The 19,876-nt window shown below is 40.8% G+C and carries 27 protein-coding genes and 1 pseudogene; 13 read left to right on the forward strand and 15 right to left on the reverse strand.

Going from position 1 to position 19,876, the window contains the following annotated elements:
- Positions 1-99 precede the first annotated feature (99 nt).
- Complete coding sequence (locus MKP07_RS22495) at positions 100-612, reverse strand: TetR/AcrR family transcriptional regulator (RefSeq protein ID WP_240849281.1); 513 nt, start codon at positions 610-612, stop codon at positions 100-102.
- Positions 613-962: 350 nt separating this feature from the next.
- Here MKP07_RS22495 and MKP07_RS22500 point away from each other — a divergent pair, with 350 nt between their 5' ends.
- From MKP07_RS22500 to MKP07_RS22515, 5 genes are all read left to right on the forward strand, one after another.
- Positions 963-1,130, forward strand: a complete 168-nt coding sequence (locus MKP07_RS22500) for a hypothetical protein (protein ID WP_240849283.1) — start codon at positions 963-965, stop codon at positions 1,128-1,130.
- A 6-nt stretch (positions 1,131-1,136) separates the two neighbouring features.
- Positions 1,137-1,259 (forward strand): DUF5694 domain-containing protein, encoded by a 123-nt coding sequence (locus MKP07_RS42860; RefSeq protein ID WP_394803688.1) that lies wholly within the window; start codon positions 1,137-1,139, stop codon positions 1,257-1,259.
- A gap of 29 nt (positions 1,260-1,288) precedes the next feature.
- The gene (locus tag MKP07_RS22505; protein ID WP_240849285.1) at positions 1,289-2,227 is read left to right on the forward strand and encodes a hypothetical protein; all 939 of its coding nucleotides are present in this window, start codon (positions 1,289-1,291) and stop codon (positions 2,225-2,227) included.
- Between the two features lie 532 nt (positions 2,228-2,759).
- The gene (locus tag MKP07_RS22510) at positions 2,760-2,999 is read left to right on the forward strand and encodes a hypothetical protein (RefSeq protein WP_240849287.1); all 240 of its coding nucleotides are present in this window, start codon (positions 2,760-2,762) and stop codon (positions 2,997-2,999) included.
- Positions 3,000-3,025: 26 nt separating this feature from the next.
- Positions 3,026-3,331 carry a hypothetical protein gene (locus tag MKP07_RS22515; protein WP_240849289.1) on the forward strand — a complete coding sequence of 102 codons (306 nt, stop codon included), beginning with the start codon at positions 3,026-3,028 and terminating at the stop codon, positions 3,329-3,331.
- A 118-nt stretch (positions 3,332-3,449) separates the two neighbouring features.
- On the opposite strand, the gene MKP07_RS22520 is transcribed toward MKP07_RS22515, so the two are convergent.
- Together MKP07_RS22520 and MKP07_RS22525 are read right to left on the reverse strand one after the other, a co-directional pair.
- Positions 3,450-3,824, reverse strand: coding sequence for a hypothetical protein (locus MKP07_RS22520; RefSeq protein ID WP_240849291.1), 375 nt, complete (start codon positions 3,822-3,824; stop codon positions 3,450-3,452).
- A 190-nt stretch (positions 3,825-4,014) separates the two neighbouring features.
- Positions 4,015-4,782 (reverse strand): hypothetical protein, encoded by a 768-nt coding sequence (locus MKP07_RS22525; protein WP_240849294.1) that lies wholly within the window; start codon positions 4,780-4,782, stop codon positions 4,015-4,017.
- Between the two features lie 255 nt (positions 4,783-5,037).
- Between MKP07_RS22525 and MKP07_RS43855 the strand changes: the two genes are divergently transcribed.
- The 6 genes from MKP07_RS43855 to MKP07_RS22555 all read left to right on the forward strand — a co-directional run bounded on the left by MKP07_RS43855 (position 5,038) and on the right by MKP07_RS22555 (position 9,793).
- Positions 5,038-5,169 (forward strand): ATP-binding cassette domain-containing protein, encoded by a 132-nt coding sequence (locus MKP07_RS43855; RefSeq protein ID WP_240849296.1) that lies wholly within the window; start codon positions 5,038-5,040, stop codon positions 5,167-5,169.
- 62 nt (positions 5,170-5,231) lie between these two features.
- Positions 5,232-5,381 carry a hypothetical protein gene (locus tag MKP07_RS43860; RefSeq protein WP_240849298.1) on the forward strand — a complete coding sequence of 50 codons (150 nt, stop codon included), beginning with the start codon at positions 5,232-5,234 and terminating at the stop codon, positions 5,379-5,381.
- Positions 5,378-5,536: a hypothetical protein gene (locus MKP07_RS43865; RefSeq protein WP_240849300.1), complete on the forward strand. Its 159-nt coding sequence runs from the start codon at positions 5,378-5,380 to the stop codon at positions 5,534-5,536. The genes MKP07_RS43860 and MKP07_RS43865 overlap by 4 nt, the downstream gene beginning before the upstream one ends.
- The gene (locus MKP07_RS22545; RefSeq protein WP_240849301.1) at positions 5,530-6,663 is read left to right on the forward strand and encodes an ABC-F family ATP-binding cassette domain-containing protein; all 1,134 of its coding nucleotides are present in this window, start codon (positions 5,530-5,532) and stop codon (positions 6,661-6,663) included. Before MKP07_RS43865 ends, MKP07_RS22545 begins: the two co-directional genes overlap by 7 nt.
- 146 nt (positions 6,664-6,809) lie before the next feature.
- A complete protein-coding gene (locus MKP07_RS22550; protein ID WP_240849303.1) occupies positions 6,810-8,003 on the forward strand; it encodes a C1 family peptidase in 1,194 nt (397 codons plus the stop codon).
- A 509-nt stretch (positions 8,004-8,512) separates the two neighbouring features.
- Positions 8,513-9,793 (forward strand): Gfo/Idh/MocA family protein, encoded by a 1,281-nt coding sequence (locus MKP07_RS22555; RefSeq protein ID WP_240849305.1) that lies wholly within the window; start codon positions 8,513-8,515, stop codon positions 9,791-9,793.
- 82 nt (positions 9,794-9,875) lie between these two features.
- On the opposite strand, the gene MKP07_RS22560 is transcribed toward MKP07_RS22555, so the two are convergent.
- The 12 genes and pseudogenes from MKP07_RS22560 to hisG (MKP07_RS22620) form a co-directional block, all read right to left on the reverse strand.
- Positions 9,876-10,319: a VOC family protein gene (locus tag MKP07_RS22560; protein WP_240849307.1), complete on the reverse strand. Its 444-nt coding sequence runs from the start codon at positions 10,317-10,319 to the stop codon at positions 9,876-9,878.
- A 12-nt stretch (positions 10,320-10,331) separates the two neighbouring features.
- Positions 10,332-10,874 (reverse strand): DinB family protein, encoded by a 543-nt coding sequence (locus MKP07_RS22565; RefSeq protein ID WP_240849309.1) that lies wholly within the window; start codon positions 10,872-10,874, stop codon positions 10,332-10,334.
- A 232-nt stretch (positions 10,875-11,106) separates the two neighbouring features.
- Positions 11,107-11,739, reverse strand: a complete 633-nt coding sequence (gene hisIE, locus MKP07_RS22570) for a bifunctional phosphoribosyl-AMP cyclohydrolase/phosphoribosyl-ATP diphosphatase HisIE (protein ID WP_262919425.1) — start codon at positions 11,737-11,739, stop codon at positions 11,107-11,109.
- Positions 11,740-11,775: 36 nt separating this feature from the next.
- A complete protein-coding gene (hisF, locus tag MKP07_RS22575) occupies positions 11,776-12,531 on the reverse strand; it encodes an imidazole glycerol phosphate synthase subunit HisF (protein WP_240849312.1) in 756 nt (251 codons plus the stop codon).
- Positions 12,532-12,537: 6 nt separating this feature from the next.
- Positions 12,538-13,337: pseudogene (locus MKP07_RS22585) on the reverse strand (1-(5-phosphoribosyl)-5-[(5-phosphoribosylamino)methylideneamino]imidazole-4-carboxamide isomerase).
- Between the two features lie 34 nt (positions 13,338-13,371).
- Positions 13,372-13,668 carry a GNAT family N-acetyltransferase gene (locus MKP07_RS22590; RefSeq protein ID WP_240849316.1) on the reverse strand — a complete coding sequence of 99 codons (297 nt, stop codon included), beginning with the start codon at positions 13,666-13,668 and terminating at the stop codon, positions 13,372-13,374.
- A gap of 1 nt (position 13,669) precedes the next feature.
- Positions 13,670-14,302 (reverse strand): imidazole glycerol phosphate synthase subunit HisH, encoded by a 633-nt coding sequence (gene hisH, locus MKP07_RS22595; protein WP_240849317.1) that lies wholly within the window; start codon positions 14,300-14,302, stop codon positions 13,670-13,672.
- 75 nt (positions 14,303-14,377) lie between these two features.
- Complete coding sequence (hisB, locus tag MKP07_RS22600) at positions 14,378-15,415, reverse strand: bifunctional histidinol-phosphatase/imidazoleglycerol-phosphate dehydratase HisB (protein WP_240849318.1); 1,038 nt, start codon at positions 15,413-15,415, stop codon at positions 14,378-14,380.
- Positions 15,416-15,519: 104 nt separating this feature from the next.
- Complete coding sequence (gene hisC / locus MKP07_RS22605) at positions 15,520-16,593, reverse strand: histidinol-phosphate transaminase (protein WP_240849319.1); 1,074 nt, start codon at positions 16,591-16,593, stop codon at positions 15,520-15,522.
- Between the two features lie 34 nt (positions 16,594-16,627).
- Positions 16,628-17,896: a histidinol dehydrogenase gene (gene hisD / locus MKP07_RS22610; protein WP_240849321.1), complete on the reverse strand. Its 1,269-nt coding sequence runs from the start codon at positions 17,894-17,896 to the stop codon at positions 16,628-16,630.
- Positions 17,897-18,002: 106 nt separating this feature from the next.
- Complete coding sequence (gene hisG / locus MKP07_RS22615) at positions 18,003-18,251, reverse strand: ATP phosphoribosyltransferase (protein ID WP_240851016.1); 249 nt, start codon at positions 18,249-18,251, stop codon at positions 18,003-18,005.
- Positions 18,252-18,268: 17 nt separating this feature from the next.
- On the reverse strand, positions 18,269-18,859 hold the full coding sequence (hisG, locus tag MKP07_RS22620; protein WP_240849322.1) for an ATP phosphoribosyltransferase: 591 nt from the start codon (positions 18,857-18,859) through the stop codon (positions 18,269-18,271).
- A gap of 441 nt (positions 18,860-19,300) precedes the next feature.
- On the opposite strand from hisG (MKP07_RS22620), the gene MKP07_RS22625 reads away from it, so the two are divergent.
- A complete protein-coding gene (locus MKP07_RS22625; protein ID WP_240849324.1) occupies positions 19,301-19,570 on the forward strand; it encodes a hypothetical protein in 270 nt (89 codons plus the stop codon).
- Entirely contained in the window at positions 19,557-19,862 is a 306-nt protein-coding gene (locus MKP07_RS22630; protein ID WP_240849325.1) for a SatD family protein, read from the forward strand. The genes MKP07_RS22625 and MKP07_RS22630 overlap by 14 nt, the downstream gene beginning before the upstream one ends.
- Positions 19,863-19,876 lie beyond the last annotated feature (14 nt).

Genomic DNA, 19,876 nt, shown 5'->3' on the forward strand with positions numbered 1-19,876 from the left:
GCTCATCTGGTCGAAGCGGTGGAATATTTAAATGAGAAAAACGCGGTCACAGGTGTTGGTAAACAGGAGAAGACGGGTTTATACAATTACCTTGGGATATTATAAATTCTGATAAGCCTGCTCTATTAAAAAATTCACAGCTTCCTTTACTTCATTTCTCCCTTCTTCACTTTTCATATCCAGCCCACAAAAAATGCTGCCGTTAACAGCCTGGTACATATTTAGATAATATAGCCCGGAAATAAGCACAGCGGTAATCGCCCGATATCGGTTTGCTTTATCGCCAAAGTGAGGATCAACAATTGCCTGAAACAACCGTTCTCCGTTTTCTTCTTGTTTATCGGTTAGCTTTTTCAAAGATTTCCGGCTTTCAGAAAGACGCCAGATGATGATTCTTTGGAATTCTTTGTTTTTGAACATATACTCAAACTGCGACGATAGCATCTCTTTGGTTAAAGCTTCGCCACCGTCGGTGATTTCAGTTGGCACATCAATAACATTACTCCAGAAATCATGATTACGGATATACTCATCAATCAATTGGTCGGTACCGCCGAAATAATTATATATCAGTTTTTTATCCAGACCTGCAGTAGCGGCAATGTCGTTCACCTTTAAGGCCGTGTAGCCTTTTGTTTTGAGCAGTTTGCCAACGGCGTTCAGTAGTTTTTGTTTACTTTTTCCTTGCTTCTGATAGGCCCCTCAACTATTTTTCGTTTCATAAAAAAATGATTCCGTCAATTGAGAATGAATCATGATCAAAGTTAATTAACTTTTTTCCGTCACTAATTAGTGACTTATTGTAAGTTTGTGATATCAAAAACTGCTGCTGAATATTGATGCATTCTGATAGGCACTGTAGATTGACATGGCAAATAATGACAATGATTAGCATAACAGGGATTGCGTTTTTATTTTTGTTGACATCTGTTCACAATTGCTTTTCGCAGCAAAAAACAAATGTGATATTAATAGGTTCCAATCATTTTAATAGTTCGGGGTTCGACAGAAGTAAACTAGCAGATATAGATCTAATAGCTCCTTCCAGGCAAAGAGAACTTGAAGAGCAGACAACTGCGATTTCGAAAAAGTATCATCCTGATAATTTGATCATGTATGCCAATGTATAAAACCAGATATCAGAAAAAGACAGAAATATCGTTATAATTGTAGGCGTTGGTCATGCAGCGATGTTTTATGAGTTTATAAAAAATGACCCCAATTTTAATCTTGTAGAATTCAATGAAGCAATCCGGTAAATGAAACAGGTTCGTTTTTTTCTAATCGTGTGGGCAAGGTTTTAGTATATTTTGTGCTATTAATGCTGATGGCTGGTTGTGCCGATCAGCAGAAGGAGCATAGAGGGACTGTAGAAGACACTGTTTTAGCCGACGTTCCTTTTGAAGGCAATGCCGGAGATGCCAATGGGGAGGAAGAGTATCCTCCAGCCCTTTATAGTTTCAATACCATAGGTGGTGAAGTGATAAGGGTCTCTGCTTCCGAACAGTCGGAGCGTGATCCCTTTTTTCTTGTCGGAGATGCAAACCAGGTTATTGTAACCAAATACCTGGATAAAAAGATAATCAAAACAGATACGCTGCTCGATAATGAATTTGTATATACCCGTATCGATTCTGCGAGTATGGAACAAAAACTTAACGGGAATAACCACTACCTGCTAATGACCGCTAAAGAAACCTTTAAGGGACAGGCTATTACTGAAAAAACGGTCAATTTTATTTTGGTTGATGTAAACACACTCGAGCATTATACGCTCGTTTACGAAGGTGAATCTTCCATTAGGTGCTACGAATGTATCGATGGCGCTTTTAAACCCGCTCCGTTATTAGAGAAGTATCCTTTGATAAAGACAATGCTGCAGCAATATGCCAATAAAAGTAAATGGGTGTACCTGCCTGCAACAAAGGCTGAAAAGGACGCCAGGCATTTTATCAACTACGAGCAAAAGTGGAATGCAGATAATAAAGCAGGTAATCATTTGGCAAACGGACATTCGGGTATTGCTGAACCCATTTACAGTACATATTATAAGGATAATATTTTTAAGCTTACCGCAGCACACGCCAGTGTTACTGATTCTATAGAAAATGAACGGTTTAGGATCCTTTCTTTTTCAGAGGAAATATCCTGGGTTTTGACAAACAGAAGCAGCTTTACTTTCCTATATATATTGAGAGTTGTGTTACCGGTTGTGATAAGAAAATAAAGTTTACTTCCCCTAAAACTATAGAAATCACATATGATGAGTATAACGGGAAAGAAGTTTACACCGTTCAGTTAGATGAAATCTTATTTCAGTAACCACTAAAGTAGATCATCTCATTATAGCCTGCAGATGACCTCGATATTGGGGGGATTATTTTGCGAATCATAAAACCTCAGTTGCGAATTGTAAATGCAGCCACTCTCGAAGAGCCGGGTTTCGTTTTTTTGTATCTGGTATGCAACAGGAAACATTATTGTATGCCCGAGCTCAACCCACCGGAAATGGATATTATTCAACACCAGGGAAGAGAGTTTGGCGATGTCAGCCGTTGCAAACCATGAGACTTTTGAGGCCGTTGCTACCCCAACCATCCAGCCAAGCGATATAAACCGGTTTTTCCTTCTTGGATTATGAAATACCAAAAACCGGGTTTGTCCAGGGGCTAAATACACCAGCCGTTTTGAGAGCTGCTCATTAAGCTGTGTTGCCATACATTTCTTTACATTTGAGAATATCAACACATAAAACGGTTATGGGGAAAATATTTGAGCTGATTGCAGATCAGGCTTTAGAAAAGCTGGACGAGTACTATGATGAGTGTCACATTTGTGAAGACACAGATGTAGATTTATATAGTTATCAGGGGGTATTGACGCTTCCGGATGGAACAACTGATGATGATATTTATGCAGCCTGCGCAACCTGTATCGGCTTAAAGCCATTAAGACATACTGGAGAACAGGATTATATACGAGCCATAAAAAATACGTAAACTCGTTAGATCAGTTAACGGAGGATATGAAATGGACGCTTATCGAAGCTTTAATAAGCAAGAGCAGGAAAACACCAGATATTCCTATGTTTTTGCAACGTGTAGACCGGCCGTTATGTTGCAAAGACATCACTGAATTTACGGGCTATCCCGCTAATGATGATGAACTGTACCTGGTCGGCGATCAGGATATCTACTGGGAAGAAGGAGTAAAAGGGAGAGCTTCGATGTACGACTTCAGGGTTCATGGAAGCCCGGAAAGCTTAAGAGAAATAGCCCGGTTTACCTGCCGCCATTGTAGTAAAAAGTATTTTACCTTTCAATTCACCTGATTGTTTAAAGTGGTGACTATAAGCTATATTGAAAGTAATAAGCTTTACGGTAAATAGTATCGTACCAGAGCCGCTTGTGGAGATTCTTTTTTGCGTGTTGCTGTGCCAGGGTAGCCGGTTAGTTCCCGAATTCTTTTTTATCCCACCAGGGGAAGTCGTGCTGCATACCTTCAGGATTATCTCCGGTTAAACTGTCTTTGCTTAAATCTAGTTTTTTGATGATGGTCCCTGCTGTTGTACTGTCACAGTTAAAGGAAAACATGTAATCGGCATCCTGCCCGATGGCGTCATCAAAGCAATAAATATTTTCCACATCTGGCGTAATAGCTACCTGCAGAAAGTGCCGGAAGTTTTTAAGGTTGGCGTCTGTATCTGCCCGGTCACTGTCAAAAGAGGGAAAGAACGGATCAATAATGTTTTTAGCGAGCTTGGTAGTTACCTCTTTACCCTTGTCTACAGTATAATGAAGGGTGTAAATGCCTGTTCCAACCAACGTGAAAAAAGCAAGCAGGGAAACCAGAAATAGTCCTTTGCTTTTTTTTAATGATGGCCATAACCCAAAACACCAGTATAATGACCAATAATAACATTAGTGCCGACGCTAGTATTTTCAATTTCAACATAAAGCCTGCTTGCTTTTTTATAAATTTTCATGGTATTTGCGTTGCACTAAACCGGTGTTTTCAGGCTTCGTCAATGATCCACGTAGGATAGTCATCAACATACACCCACTTGCCATTTTCTTTCTTGATAAAGATAAAGCTCCTGCAAATCTTATCATCACCACATAAAAAGGAGAACAGGTAACAGCCCTTCGTACCATCTGCATTAAAAACCGCACGATATACTTTATCTGCCTGCAGGCAAAACTCATTTTTATCGCAGTCTGTTGCTTTTTTCTGGTATTGGTAATGATCTATGTTAAAAGACGACAGTTCAATTGGGATACTCTTCTCCTTATAATGGATCTGTTGTTTGACCAGTTCGATATATGCTTCACCAATGACCGTATCAAAACGATGCAGGGCATTTTTTTGAAAATCATCCACCAGGTTCGGGTAATTGTTTTGCCACCCGGCTTCTGTCTTCAGATCCTTGCTTCCGGCAACATATTGATAAGCGTATATGGTATCAGTTAGCTGAACCATTACTTTTTGAGTTTGAAGTTGCAGCGTCACAGAATCAACATAATGATCAAAGTCGGCTATGTCTTTATAAATATCCTTCCGTTTAGCAGAATCTGGTTCAAAAGCAAGGGCCATATTATGGTAATCCCTCATCATTTGGTACCCTTTGTTGGTTCTTAAATAACTGGCTGCCGAATTAGGATTGGTATTCAGGTACTGGCAAAGCGTTTCCCTGATAATTGATTTTTCTGTAGCAAGATCTATGGATTGAGAAGCGGCTGATAGTGCCAAAAACGAAAAAAGTAGGGGTAAGATCAGTTTCATAAGTATGTTATTGCAGCATGCAATATACCTGTAAGAAATGAGGTAAAATGAGGTTTTTGAAATTTATCTTCTTAAATAAATGGTAACTAGTTGAATAAGTAGGGTTTAAATAATTAATTTATTTAAAATTTTTCAGATAAAAGCTATTTCGCTAACAGAGCAAGACCATTCTTTCAACCGCTAAGTTTTAGCAGGATAAAACTTTTAATCCTTCCAACTTTAGGCTACCTTTGCAGCCTTAAAAATTGTCTAGTAATGATAAGTGTAAAAGATCTGAAACTCGCTTACGGTAAGCGCGTGTTGTTTGAAGATGTAAACCTGAACTTTACCAAAGGGAATTGTTACGGTGTGATTGGAGCTAACGGGGCCGGAAAATCTACTTTTTAAAAATATTAAGCGGAGAAATAGAACCTAATAAGGGTACCATAAGCATTACGCCGGGGGAGCGTATGGCGGTATTAAAACAAAATCAGTTCGAATTTGACGAGCAAACAGTTTTGAATACGGTATTGATGGGGCATAAAAAAATGTGGGATACCGTGCAAAAAAGAGATGCTATTTATGCCAACCCTGATGCAACTGAAGATGACTATATATGAAAGCTTCGGAACTGGAGGCTGAGTATGGCGAAATGGGCGGATATGAAAGCGAAAGCGATGCAGCTTCATTTTTAAATGGCCTGGGTGTAACCGATGATATGCACCAGATGCTGATGAAGGATATTCCTTCTAACATGAAAGTTAGGTGTTGTTAGCACAATCCTTATTCGGTAACCCCGACATCCTGTTATTGGATGAGCCTACCAACGGTCTGGATATTGAAACGATCGGCTGGCTGGAGAATTTCCTGGCTGATTATGAAAACATTGTATTGGTAGTGAGTCATGACCGTCACTTCCTGGATGCGGTTTGTACGCACGTAGCTGATGTAGACAGGCAGAAAGTAAAAGTGTTTACAGGTAACTATTCTTTCTGGTATGAAAGCTCGCAATTGATGGCGCGCCAGATTACGGACAAGAATAAGAAAATGGAAGAAAAGCGTAAAGATTTATTGGACTTTATTGCCCGATTCAGTGCGAACGCTTCCAAAAGCAAGCAGGCCACCAGCCGTAAAAAAGCTTTGGAGAAATTGAATTTTGAAGAGATTGAGCCTAGTTACAGGAAATATCCCGGTATTATTTTCCAGCCATTAAGGGAAGTGGGTAACCAGATATTGAATGTGGAAAAGCTGAAAGTTTCTACCGAAGATCGTGTGTTATTTAATGACGTGACTTTTAGTGTAAATAAAGGCGACAAGATTGCATTTATTTCTAAAGATCCTTTGGCCGTAACACAGTTTTTCCAGATCATTAATGGTGAAGAAAAAGCTGGCTCAGGCTCTTACGAGTGGGGTACTACAGTAACTTCAGCGTATCTTCCTATTGAAAACAGTAAATTCTTTACAGAAGGTTTAAGTCTTATGGATTGGTTGCGCCAGTACGTGCCGCCTCATGTAACCGATGTGGATGAGCCTTTCCTCCGTAGCTTTTTAGGTAAAATGCTTTTCAGCGGTGAGGATGTGATGAAGAAAACAAATGTGTTGAGCGGAGGAGAGAAAGTAAGGTGTATGCTCAGCAAAATGATGCTGCAAAATCCTAACGTTATTGTATTAGATCAGCCCACCAACCACCTCGACCTGGAGAGTATTCAAAGTTTCAACGAACAATGTACGGCTTACAGCGGTGTGGTATTATTAACCAGCCATGACCATACATTTATGCAAACAGTTGCCAACCGGATCATTGAGTTAACACCTAAAGGCATTATTGATAGATTAATGACCTTTGATGAATACCTGGCAGATGACAGGGTAAAGACATTGAGAGAAGAAATGTACAAATAAAAAAATGATAAAGTAATAGCAGAGGCGGGGAGACCCGCCTCTTTTTTATGTATACCGCTCATCACAATTTCATTGTAAAAATGATGGTTTTTGGTACTTTCATCCTCCTGTATATGTTGTTTTTCGTTTTACATTAAGAATACATTATGACAAAAAAGTTTCTATTTACTGTTTCACTGTCCTTTGCTATGGGAAGTTTATTACATGCGCAGGACGACCTTATTAAAAAAATAAGCGATAATAAGACCCAGGGTAAGGCAGGTTATACTTTTAAAAGAACTATCGACCTGGCAACAACGCCGATCGAGAACCAGGGGTCATCCGGAACCTGCTGGAGTTATTCAACCAATTCTTTCCTGGAGTCGGAGATGATCAAAGCCGGCAGAACACCGGTTCCACTCGCCAAGATATACACCGCGCGATGCTCTTATATTGATAAGGCCGACAATTTTGTAAGAATGAACGGCGCCGTAAGCTGGGGCGATGGAGGTGAGCCACACGACGTGGTGAATATGTATGCCAAATACGGTATTGTTCCCTATGATAATTATACCGGCCTGGTAAATGGCACCACCAAAAATAATTTTAATGCGATGCAAACCGGTTTGAAAGCTATGCTGGATTCTGTCGTAAAAAATCTTACAGGAACTGTTGATCTTACCTGGAAGGAACGTTTTAAGGATTCGCTTGATAAGTACCTGGGAGCAGTACCTCAGCAATTTGAGTACAAGGGAAAAAAATATACTCCTGTAAGCTTTGCAAAGGAAGTAGTGGGCCTGAACCCGGATGACTATATAGAATTCATTTCTCAGAATAATACACCCTATTGGCAGAAAGCCATGATGATGGTGCCTGACAACTGGGCTTTTCAGTGGGACTGGAATATTCCCGCACAGGAGTTCACGAATATCATTGATCATGCATTAAAACAGGGCTATACCGTTGCCTGGGGAACAGATGTATCCGAGCCATTTTTCAGCTGGCCTAATGGTGTAGCTTTTGTTCCTCAAGATCCGGAGAACTATAAGGGTGGATTGACCGACGAGCAAAAGAAAGAGCTGTTTAATGGCCCCAAGCCTGAGCCCGAAATTACTGCTGCGTTAAGGCAGAAAGGGTTGGAGAACCTGAGAACTACCGATGATCACGGTATGCATATAGTTGGCATGGCCAAAGATCAGAACGGTAAGGACTATTACCTGGTTAAAAACTCATGGGGTGAAAGCAATGATTTCAAAGGATTTTTATACGTGACCAAAGCCTATGTACAATATAAAACAACAGGACTAATGGTAAATAAAAAAGCATTACCGGCAAATATTAAACAGAAGATCGGTATTTAATATTATTGAATTCAATAGCTCTTAAAGCCTCCTGCTAAATAACAGGAGGCTTTTTCGATAGAGTAATAAACGTTGCTGTAGTAATAGTTTGATAACGCTTTTTGTCCTTTAAGGACAAGATATTGATAGTGGTAGGTTCAATAAGAGCTGCTGCGTGCCCTAGGTACGCAACCCTGAACAAAGCAACCAATTAAATTACCAGCCCGGTTTCGGGAACGTTTGCGTACATTTTCTCGGCTGGTTTCGTTAGCAGGCAATTTTTATGTGATATATTGAAGCAACATAGCCATTCCACCTGCTTATTTTATTGCCATTAATAAGCGGGTAACTCTCGAATCGGAATAGATGCTATGATCGAAAACTATATTATTTCTAACGTAAAGCTGTCTAAAAATGGAAAATCAATCCCGTAGGTCATTCCTGTATTCTTTAAGTATGCTGGCTGCTGGCACCGCACTAACCAGTCCGCTGTATGGGTTCAGTACAACTAAAAACTAAAACTGGTACTGGTGGGAACCGGTGTAAGAGGTATCTCATTCTGGGGTAAGCGATTGATTGAGCAATACCCCGATAAACTGGAGTTTGTAGGTCTCTGCGATATCAACCCGGGAAGGGTGGAGTATGCAAAAAAGTTTATGGGCACATCCTGTCCCACATTCACCGACTTTGATAAAATGATTAAAGAGCAGAAGCCCGATTTGATTATTGTTACAACAAAAGACGCCGTTCACCATGAGTACATCATCAAAGGATTAAAATATGGCTGCGATGTACTGACGGAAAAACCATTGACCATTGATGAAGATAAATGTCAGCAGATACTTGCAGCAGAAAGAGCATCTAATAGAAAGCTGATTGTTGGATTTAATTATCGCTGGGGTCCTTATGTTACGAAAATAAAAGAGCTATTGGCAGAAGGAGCCATTGGCGAAGTAACGTCAGTAGATTTCAACTGGTACCTGAATACCCACCATGGCGCTTCTTATTTCAGGAGATGGCATGGACTGATGAATGGCGGAGGATCATTATGGGTACATAAAGCAACACACCACTTTGATCTGTTGAATTGGTGGCTGGATTCAGACCCTGAGGAAGTGTTTGCTTATGGCGCCCTGGAACATTATGGAAAGAATGGCCCTTACCGGGCTAAAAATTGCCGTAGCTGCGATCACAAAAAGGATTGTAAGTACTATTGGGATATTACCAAAAGTAATCATGATATGCGCCTGTATGTTGACAATGAGAAACATGATGGTTACTTGCGGGACGCCTGCCTGTTTCGCAACGAGATAGATATTTATGATAAGATGTCGGCGCAAATTAAATATGCCAATAAAGCGATTGTTAATTATTCCCTTACTACCTATTCTCCATTCGAGGGATGGCGGTTGGCCTTTAACGGTCAGAAGGGGCGCATTGAAGCATGGACAGATATACCGTTTTTCAAAAATGAAAACCTGAGCCAGGCGGAATTGCATGCAGCAGAAATGAACCAGAATTTAAAAGAAGATATAGCTGTGGAGCCTGTGATTCTCTTTAAGAATTGGGAGAACTTTAAAACAATTAATGTTACCAGCGAAAGAGGCGGTCATGGAGGTGGTGACAAGAGACTGCACGATAAAATCTTTGTAAATCCTAATGCAGCCGATCCTTTAAAACATTCGGCAGGGGTAAGGGATGGGGTGATGTCCGTATTAATTGGTGTTGCGGCAAGAAAGAGTATTCAAACCGGGCAGCCTATTAAAATTGCAGGTTTGACAGATTTAAAACCTACGGCCAACAGGGTATAGAAAATTCAATGGCTATATTTAAAAACTCCGGTTCGTTCAACACAAACCGGAGTTTTTTTTGTAAGATATAAGTAGGCAAATATTATTGTTGAGCTTTTGCGGGATCGTCATAGTTCACCATCCAGCTGATACCAAATTTATCGGAAAACATACCAAAGTACGCGCCCCAAAAGGTATCGTTCATTGGCATGGTTACCTGTCCACCTGCCGAAAGACCATTAAATAATTTTTCTGCTTCCTCTCTGCTATCAGCATTAATAGAAATTGAAAAGTTATTGCCTTTTTGAAAACCAGCCGACCACTCACCACCGGTATCGCTGCCTAAAAGCATGGTTTCTTTACTGATAGGCAAACTGATGTGCATGATCTTGTTTTTGTCTTCATCAGGCATTGTCATTCCTTCCTGCGGGGGCATTTCTCCAAAAGTACCTACATACGGATAGTCGCCGCCAAATACAGATTTATAAAAATCGAAAGCTTCTTTGCAATTGCCATTAAAAGTTAAGTAAACATTTACCGTTGCCATTGTATTCTTATTTTAAAATGAACGAATTAATGGTTTAGTAAGGTGCACGTCGTTAAGATTTTTTGATTGTTCGTAGGTAGGACCATACAAACCAGGTACTGTATTACCCGAAGCTCTAAGGTGCGCAATCATTTCTCCACGATGGTGATACAAATGATTAAAAAGAAAACCTCGAATAACCTGTACTTTGGGCATAGGCGGCATCAGTGGCGCGCCGCCGGCATGCATCGTCCAGGTATTCATGTACTGCGACTCATCTGACTGCTCAATAGCCGTTTTTGCTTTTGCCAGGTTTTCCTCAAATTTTTGCAGAATGTTGGATGCTTTGCTGATATCGCCTTTGTCATACTTGTAGGTTGCCATGTCAAAATTATCCTGCAAGAAAGTAGATTCATACCAATTATATACTTCGGCAATATGCGAAGCCAGTTGTGCTACAGACCATAAATGTGGCTGTGGGCGATACTCAAGAGCAGTATCCGGAACAGCATTTAATAGCTTTCTTGTATTTTCGGCTTCATATAAGAATTCGCCGAGTAATGCCTGTTTGATCATTGTTTTAAAATTTATAAGCTAATCGATTCAAAATATCCTGTAGACAACAGCAGCCTTTTTTATGGTTATGGTTTCATACAAAGCATAAGCAATCCTTTTCAGGGTGAAAGTTAATACAAATATATAATAATTTATTTTAATGTTCAAATGTCAACATCCATGTAAATTGATAACCTGGTGTAAAACAAAAATCCGGACCATTAGCCCGGATTTTTGTGTCGTTCTTTTATTTCTATTTTTTATGCCTGCTTTCCAGCACCTGCAATACATCTGCCAGTGAAAAACCTTTGGCTTGCAATAATACCAGGTAATGAAACATCAGGTCGGCGGCTTCTCCCAGAAACAAATCTTTGTTGTCGTCCTTACTTTCAATAACAATTTCAACTGCTTCCTCGCCCACTTTCTGTGCGATCTTATTAATACCCTTGGCAAATAAAGAGGCCGTATACGACTTTTCGGAAGGATTGTTTTTCCGGTCGATGATCACTTTTTCCAGCTGTTGTAAAGAAAATTGATCATTGGCTTGCCCAAAACAGCTGATATCACCCGTGTGACAAGTGGGTCCCTGTGGCGCTGCTTTGATTAGGATAGTATCGTTATCGCAGTCAACCAGCACTTCTTTTACCAGGAGGAAATTATTGGATGTTTCTCCCTTGGTCCATAAGCGCTGTTTGCTGCGACTAAAGAAAGTTACTTTTCCTTCAGCCTGTGTTTTTGCAAAAGCTTCTTCATTCATAAAGCCCAGCATCAGCACTTCCAGTGTGTGTGCATCTTGTACGATAACCGGCATCAGGCCGTCGCTATATTTTGAAAAATCAGGAGACATAGTTATTTTATGATTTGAGACCTGTCTGTCGACAGGCAAGTGTATGATTTACTATTTACAATGAACTATACGGCGTTATAAGCGCACAACAATATTTTCTTTTTGAAGATATTCTTTTAAATCCTGGATTTCAATTTCTTTAAAGTGAAAAATACTTGCAGCCAGTGCTGCATCTGCGCATCCCCGGGTAAATACTTCGTGAAAATGTTCCATGGAGCCGGCACCACCGGAAGCGATAACCGGAATATTAACAGATTGGCTGATCTCTGCAGTGATGTCAACCGCAAAGCCGGCTTTGGTACCATCATTTTCCATGGAGGTTAAAAGAATTTCTCCGGCGCCCAGGTCCCGGCATTGTTTAACCCATTCTGTTGCAAGAAGTGGAGTAGGAGTACGGCCGCCATGTGTGACCACTTTCCAAACGCCATCGAAAAGTTTAATATCTACTGCCACCACAATGCATTGACTTCCGAAATTTTTGGCTAATTCAGCAACCAGCTCCGGCCGCTTTACTGCCGAAGTGTTAACAGAGATTTTGTCAGCTCCGTTTTCAAGTAAAACAGAAACATCTTCCACCGTGTTAATGCCGCCGCCAACGGTGAACGGGATATTGATATGGGTGGCAATCTTCCTTACCAGGTCTGATAAGGTTTTACGTTTATCTACAGTAGCTGTTATGTCAAGAAACACTAATTCGTCAGCGCCTTCCTGGCTGTAACGTATCGCCAATTCTACAGGATCCCCGGCATCCCTGAGCTCCACGAAGTTGGTACCTTTAACAGTCCTTCCGTCTTTAATATCTAAACAGGGTATAATTCTTTTTGCGAGCATTGGTGATTAATTGAAGTTCTTTAAATCGTCCAAAGATATCCGGTTTTCATAAATCGCTTTTCCCACAATCGCTCCCGAACATCCTACATCTTTAAGTGTTGCAAGATCTTTTATAGAGGATACGCCTCCACTAGCGATCAGGCTGATACCTTCCACATTCTCCAATATCTTTTATAAAGGTCATTAGAACTGCCCTGCAGTAAGCCGTCTTTGCTGATATCGGTGCAAAAGAATTGCTGCACACCTTTTGAAGCATAATTTTTAATGAAATCGATGATGTTGATATCGGTGGCTACGGTCCAGCCTTTTATCTGTATTCTTTCATCCAGCACATCCGCACCCAGAATAAATTTTTCAACCCCGTGAACCTTAAACCAGCCGATCAGCAACGCTTCATTTTTTACAGCCACACTTCCAATTGCTGCATAAGCGGCTCCAGAGTTAAAGGTAATGGACAGGCTTTCGTTCGAGCTGATGCCGCCGCTAAAGTCTATCTTCAAACCTGTTTTTCCTGCCACCTGTTCCAATACTTTCCAGTTCTTCACCTCACCAGCTTTGGCTCCATCCAGATCAACCAGGTGTAGTCTTGTTAAACCGGCATCTTCGAAGCTTTTAGCTACTTCTAGCGGGTTTTCATTGTATACTGTTTTCTGCGCGTAGTCTCCCTTGCTCAGGCGTACACATTTGCCTTCTATAATATCAATTGCGGGTATAATTTCCATTGTTTGTTGATTCAGTTTCTTTTCCATTACTATAAATTCCTGTCCCAATGCCTGCCAGGATTGGCCTGTAGCCTGCATGCCCATTTTTTCGTATAAGCTTTTAGCGCTTACCCGTGCATTACACCAAAGCCTTTGTGCTTTTTTTTTGCTGTGCTAAATGGTTGATATAATTCAATAAGGTAGTGGCCAGCCCTTTTCCTTGCCAGTCTTTACGGGTAGCAATTTTGCGAAACTGTATTTCCCGTTCTTGCAGGAAGACGGATACCACGGAAACGAGCTCGCCAGCCTTATAAATACCCAGGTGCATACCCTGCTCATCATCTTCTAATTTTACTACATCAGCAGAGTAATCAGGATACATTACCGAGTGTCTTAGCGACCACACTTCGGGTAAGGGTACAGTTCTTATATCCATATCAAAGTGCTAGGAAGTTTTTAAGGATCTGTTCACCTGTCTCTGCACTTTTCTCCGGGTGAAATTGTACGCCATAAAAATTCTCCTTTGCTAATGCACAACTAAAATCAATTTCATAATTCGCCGTAGCAATAGAGCTGTCATTTAGCTCGGCATAATAGCTGTGCACAAAATAGCAGTAGCTATTATTCGCAATTCCTTTAAAAAGCGGGCTGTCTTTTACCTCTATGTTATTCCAGCCAATTTGAGGAATTTTTAAAGTTTCACTAGTGAATTTCTTTACTTCAACATCGAACAAGCCGAGGCATTCCGTATCATTTTCTTCGCTGTGATTACATAGCAACTGCATACCCAGGCAAATACCCAATAAGGGTTGTTTCGCCGAGCGTATCACCTGGTCTAATTTACGCTCCTTCAGGTAACTCATGGCTGTACTGGCTTCTCCCACGCCGGGAAAGATAATTTTATCGGCAGATAATATCAATTCCTTATCATCAGTAACCACGGCCTGAACGCCAATTCGCTCTAAAGCAAAAAGAACCGATTGTATATTGCCTGCATTATACTTTACAATTACAATTCTATCACCGTTGCCTGCATTGGTTGAAATACTACTATTCGTATTTTCTGTCATAATCAATAAATCTATTTGGCTGGTTGATTTAATCAACCAGTTACCTAATCAACTTGTCAACTAATTAACCTTACACTATAGCATGCCCTTCGTACTAGGCAATTGCTCATTACCAGGACTGCGCTTGATCGCCATTTTAATCGCCTTCGCCAATCCTTTAAAAATAGCTTCGATCTTATGATGTTCATTCTCTCCCTCAGCCTTAATATTCAGGTTGCACTTCGAACCATCGCTGAAAGATTTAAAAAAGTGATAGAACATTTCTGTCGGCATTTCGCCAATTCTTTCTCTTTTGAATTCGGCGTCCCAAACCAGCCAGGGGCGCCCGCCAAAATCGATTGCCACCTGTGCCAGGCAGTCATCCATGGGGAGTAAAAATCCGTACCGCTCAATACCAGCTTTATTGCCCAGGGCCATCTGGAAAGCTTCTCCCAACGCAATGGCAGTATCTTCTATAGTATGATGTTCATCAATATGCAGGTCGCCTTTAGTAATGATCTTAAGGTTAATACCACTGTGGCGACCTAATTGATGCAACATGTGATCAAAGAAGCCCAATCCGGTTTCTATTTCGCAAATACCCGTTCCATCGAGATTGATCCCGATATCAATTTTAGTTTCGTTGGTATTGCGGGTATGTTTAACAATGCGCTCTTTTTGCTGAAGAAAGCCGTAAATATCCTCCCAGCTTTTTGTTTTCAGCACAATGGTAGTTTCCAGTTCTTTTAATGTATCTGAAACCTCTTCCGCTCCTAAGGCTTCATCCAGATTCAGCCAGATGCCTTTACTGCCCAGGTTTTTGGCGAGTTGTATATCCGTTATCCTGTCGCCAATTACATAGGAATTAACGAGATCGTATTCAGGATTGTTAATGTATTTGGTAAGTAATCCGGTGCCAGGTTTACGTGTAGGCGCATTTTCTTCCGGATAGGTTTTGTCGATCAACACCTCATCAAATAGAATGCCTTCACTTTCTAAATTGCGCATTACCAGCTCCTGGTAAGGCCAGAAAGTGTTTTCTGGGAATTTATCTGAGCCAAGGCCATCCTGGTTGGTGATCATTACCAGCTCGAAATCCATATCACGGGCTATTTTACCCATCCAGGAAAACATTCCGGGATAAAAAGTTATTTTTTGATCGAATCCAGCTGGTAGGTGGGTGGCGCTTCGTTAATCAATGTACCGTCCCTGTCTATGAATAAAACTTTTTTCATTTTTTAAACAGTATAATTTTTTAATGCTTCAATCAATGCCTGGTTTTCTGTTGCTGTACCTACGGTAATGCGCAGGCACCCCTCACACCCTTTAGTGGTATTACGGTTTCTTACAATAATTCCTTTTGACTGCAAATAGGTAAAAACATGCTGTGCATCAGTTATTTTAACTAGCAGGAAATTCGCGTCTGATGGAAATATTTTTTCTGTGAGTGGGATTTTTGTTAACTCAGTTTCTAACCAGCTACGTTGTTCAATAGTTGTTTTTGTCCACTGGTTTACCTGCTCCACGTTAGTTAAAGCCTGTAATGCCAGTTGCTGTGTAGCTTCATTAATATTGTAAGGGTATTTTACATTATTCATCAGGTTGATGATCTCCTTGCTTCCAAAGGCAAGACCCAGGCGCAAAGCAGCCAGTCCCCAGGCTTTAGATAATGTTTGCATTACTACCAGGTTTGGATAATCCATCAGTTGCTGCGCAAATGTTTTCTGCCGGGCATAGTTAATATAGGCTTCATCAATTACCACGATGCCGTCAAAATTATTCAATATAATTTCTATATCCTGGCGGGTGATGCTATTTCCTGTAGGGTTATTAGGCGAACAGATAAAAATAATCTTGGTAAAGTCGTCAATCGCGTCTGCAATGGCTTGTATATCCATCTGGTACTCGCTGTTAAGCGGAACTTCTTTTACCTTTATATTGTTAATAGCGGCACATACACCGTACATGCCATAAGTTGGGGGAAGGGTGATGATATTATCAACACCGGGTTCGCAGAAAATGCGCATCAACACATCAATAGCCTCATCGCTGCCATTACCTGCAAATATATTTTCCACCGGTACTCCTTTAATTTCGCCAATACGTTTTTTGAAGCCAATCTGCAGAGGATCGGGATACCTGTTCAGCGACTCATGTAAACTTCCAATATCCAGCGTTACGGGTGAGCCTAAAGCATTCTCATTAGCATCCAGCATTACACTGGCTTCTCCGGTAAATTCATGCCTCGCTGTGGTATAGGGCGCAAGGTTTTTAATATTGTCTCTTATCAGGTAATCTAAATTGAAATCCATGGTAGTAAAATTAATCGTTCATTGTCGGGGAGCCTTATAATCTGATCTTAACCGCATTGCTGTGGGCCTGTAATCCTTCTGCTTCAGCCATTGTGGTAACCGTTTTAGCGATGTTATGCAAGCCATCTTTAGTTAATTGCTGAAAAGTGATCTTCTTGTAAAAACTATCCAGCGATACGCCACTGTACGCCGTTGCATAACCGTTCGTGGGTAATGTATGGTTGGTGCCACTGGCATAGTCACCCACACTTTCTGGCGAATAGTTGCCTATAAATACAGAACCGGCTGTTGTGATTTGTTTTAAAATCGTATTGCTGGTCTTACAAGCGAGAATCAAGTGCTCCGGAGCGTATAGATTGGAGAATGCGATAGCATCGCTCACTGTATTTAAGACAACGAACCGGGCATGCTGTAAGGCATGGAGTGCTATATCCATGCGTGGCAGTTCTGCTACCTGTTGTGTAATAGCTGCCTGCACTTTCTTAGCAATATCAATAGTGGTGCAGGCCAGTATTACCTGAGAGTCAGGGCCATGTTCAGCCTGCGCCAGCAGGTCCGCCGCTACAAATTCAGGTACCGATGTTTCGTCCGCAATAACCAAAACCTCCGAAGGACCTGCCGGCATATCAATGGCCACTTTGGTCTGAAGAATCTGCTTGGCCGCTGTTACATACTGGTTGCCCGGACCAAATATCTTAAATACCGCCGGAATGGTTTTCGTTCCGTAGGCCATTGCAGCAATAGCTTGTGCGCCACCGGTTTTAAAAATTCTTGAAATACCGCAAATAGAAGCCGCATATAAAATGGCATCGTTTATTTTGCCGTTTTTATCGGGTGGTGTGCATAAAACTACTTCCTGGCATCCCGCAATCAACGCCGGTACGCCCAGCATCAAAACGGTAGAGAAGAGCGGGGCCGAACCTCCCGGAATATATAACCCTACTTTATCAATGGCTCTTGCTTCTCTCCAGCATACAATGCCCTTGGTGGTTTCTGTTTTTACTACCGCCTGTTTTTGTGTAGCATGAAATTTCTGGATATTGTTTTTGGCCTGTTGTATCGCCTTCTTAAGCTGTGGATCAATATGCTTGGTAGCGGCAGCTATTTCTTTTGGCGACACCTGTAGGTTTTTGAGCATTACTCCGTCAAACTTTTCTGCGTAACTCTTTAATGCCGCATCACCATTGTTGGCTACATCATAAATAATAGCGTTAACAGTAGTTTGTATCGCATTGCTATTCTGCATGGGCCGCTGACAAATGGCGGGCCAGGCTTTAGATGAAGGGTATTTATAGAGTTTCAAATTATGTGAGTTTGATGGATGAGCAAATAAAATGAACCGTTTTATAGAGAGGTCTTTTTAACTAATCAATTTTAAACCTGCCATGCTTTCAGGCATGCTGGTTTACTTATTCTATGATCTTTTCTATTGGCAGGATCAGTATTCCCTCTGCACCTGCCGATTTTATTTTCTCGATTACATTCCAGAAATCATTTTCACCGATTACCGAATGAATAGAAGACCATCCTTCTTTAGCCAAAGGAACAATGGTGGGGCTATTGATGCCGGGCAGGTATTTACAAATTTTCTCAATACTGCTATTGGGCGCATTCAGCAAAACGTATTTGTTATACTTAGCTTTTTTTACTGAACGGATACGGAATAAAAGCTGTTCTAAAAGTGCTGTTCTTTTTTAGAAATGTTTTTGCCAGAGATCAGAACTGCTTCCGATTTCAGGATGGTTTCATACTCGTAAAGTTCATTGCTGAAAAGCGTGCTGCCGCTGCTTACCAAATCACAAATAGCATCTGCCAAACCTATGCGCGGCGCTATTTCTACCGAGCCGCTGATCTCGTGAATATCAGCTTTCAGCTTATTCTTTTTCAACCACCCCTGCAGTATAACCGGGTAGCTGGTTGCAATTTTAATGCCGTCTAAAGCCTGTATGTTTTTGGGTTTTTTACCTTTGGGTAATGCAATGGATAAGCGGCATTTCCCATATCCCAGGCGCTCTACTATTTCTGTTTCTTTATTCTTTTCAAGAACTACATTTTCTCCCACAAAACCAATATCTGCTACACCATCCTGTACATATTCAGGAATATCATCATCACGCAAAAACAGTATCTCTGCATCAAAATTTTCCGTACTTATTTTTAACTGGTTATTTCCTGCCGGTACACCTATACCACATTCTTTCAGTAGCTTAAGGGAGTCCTCGCTTAACCTGCCTGATTTTTGTACCGCGATTCGTAGCTTTTCCATTTTTTTGTTTTTATTTTTTGATCACCTGGTTTTGAAAATAAAAAAGGCTTACAAACTGTAAGCCTTTATATAAGTTGATACATAGCACCACCGGCTTACTGCTGTAAGTTTGTAAAATGATGATGGATATGTATATTGTTAAATGTCATTGCGCGGCAAATATAGAAACTAATTAAATAGAATTGTAGATTTTATTCAATTAATTGAAAATTATTTACAGTTTGTGCCAATGCCTTGCGCTTCTAAAGTTACCAATGCTTTATTTGCTCTCATGCCGATAATTGTATTTATCGGCTATTTTGCCGATATTTTATTTTATTGGCTCAAGAGCCGATATTTTGATATATCGGATATATAGCCGATATTTGCGAAAGGGAAAGCAGCATTTTAAGAGGTTGCAAATTTTTCGGAGTGTGAGGATCGGTGATAAAACAACAAAAAATGATTGCAGTAATTACAGGCGATATTGTAAATTCAAGAACGGAAACAGCCAACAAATGGCAGCCCCTGTTGAAAGCGGTGTTAAGTCAATATGGTAAAGAGCCAAAGAACTGGGAATTGTACCGGGGAGATAGCTTTCAACTGCGGTTGACACCGGACTTGGCATTACAGGCCGCTATTCATGTAAAAAGTACTATAAAGCAACTGGCTAATCTGGATGTACGCATGGCGATAGGAGTGGGCAAGATTGAAACCGATGCAAAAAAGTGACAGAAGTAACGGGGATGCTTTTATCCGCTCCGGCAGCAGCTTCGATGAACTGGGCAGGCAAATGCTGGTTGTAGATATTGGAAATACAGACTTGAATGACACATTAAATCTCATGATCAGCCTGGCCCTGCTTGTGATGAATAATTGGAGTGAAACGGTAGCAACTGTAATTAAAACCAGCATCGAAAATCCGGAAAAAAATCAGAGTGAACTGGCTGTTTTGTTAAAAAGAACGCAGAGCAGCATCAGTGAAGCCCTGAAAAGAGGGGGCTATGATGAGGTTAAAAACTAAATAAATATTATCAA

Origin of the sequence: Paraniabella hibiscisoli, assembly GCF_022512515.1 — a bacterium.
GTDB lineage: Bacteria > Bacteroidota > Bacteroidia > Chitinophagales > Chitinophagaceae > Niabella > Niabella hibiscisoli.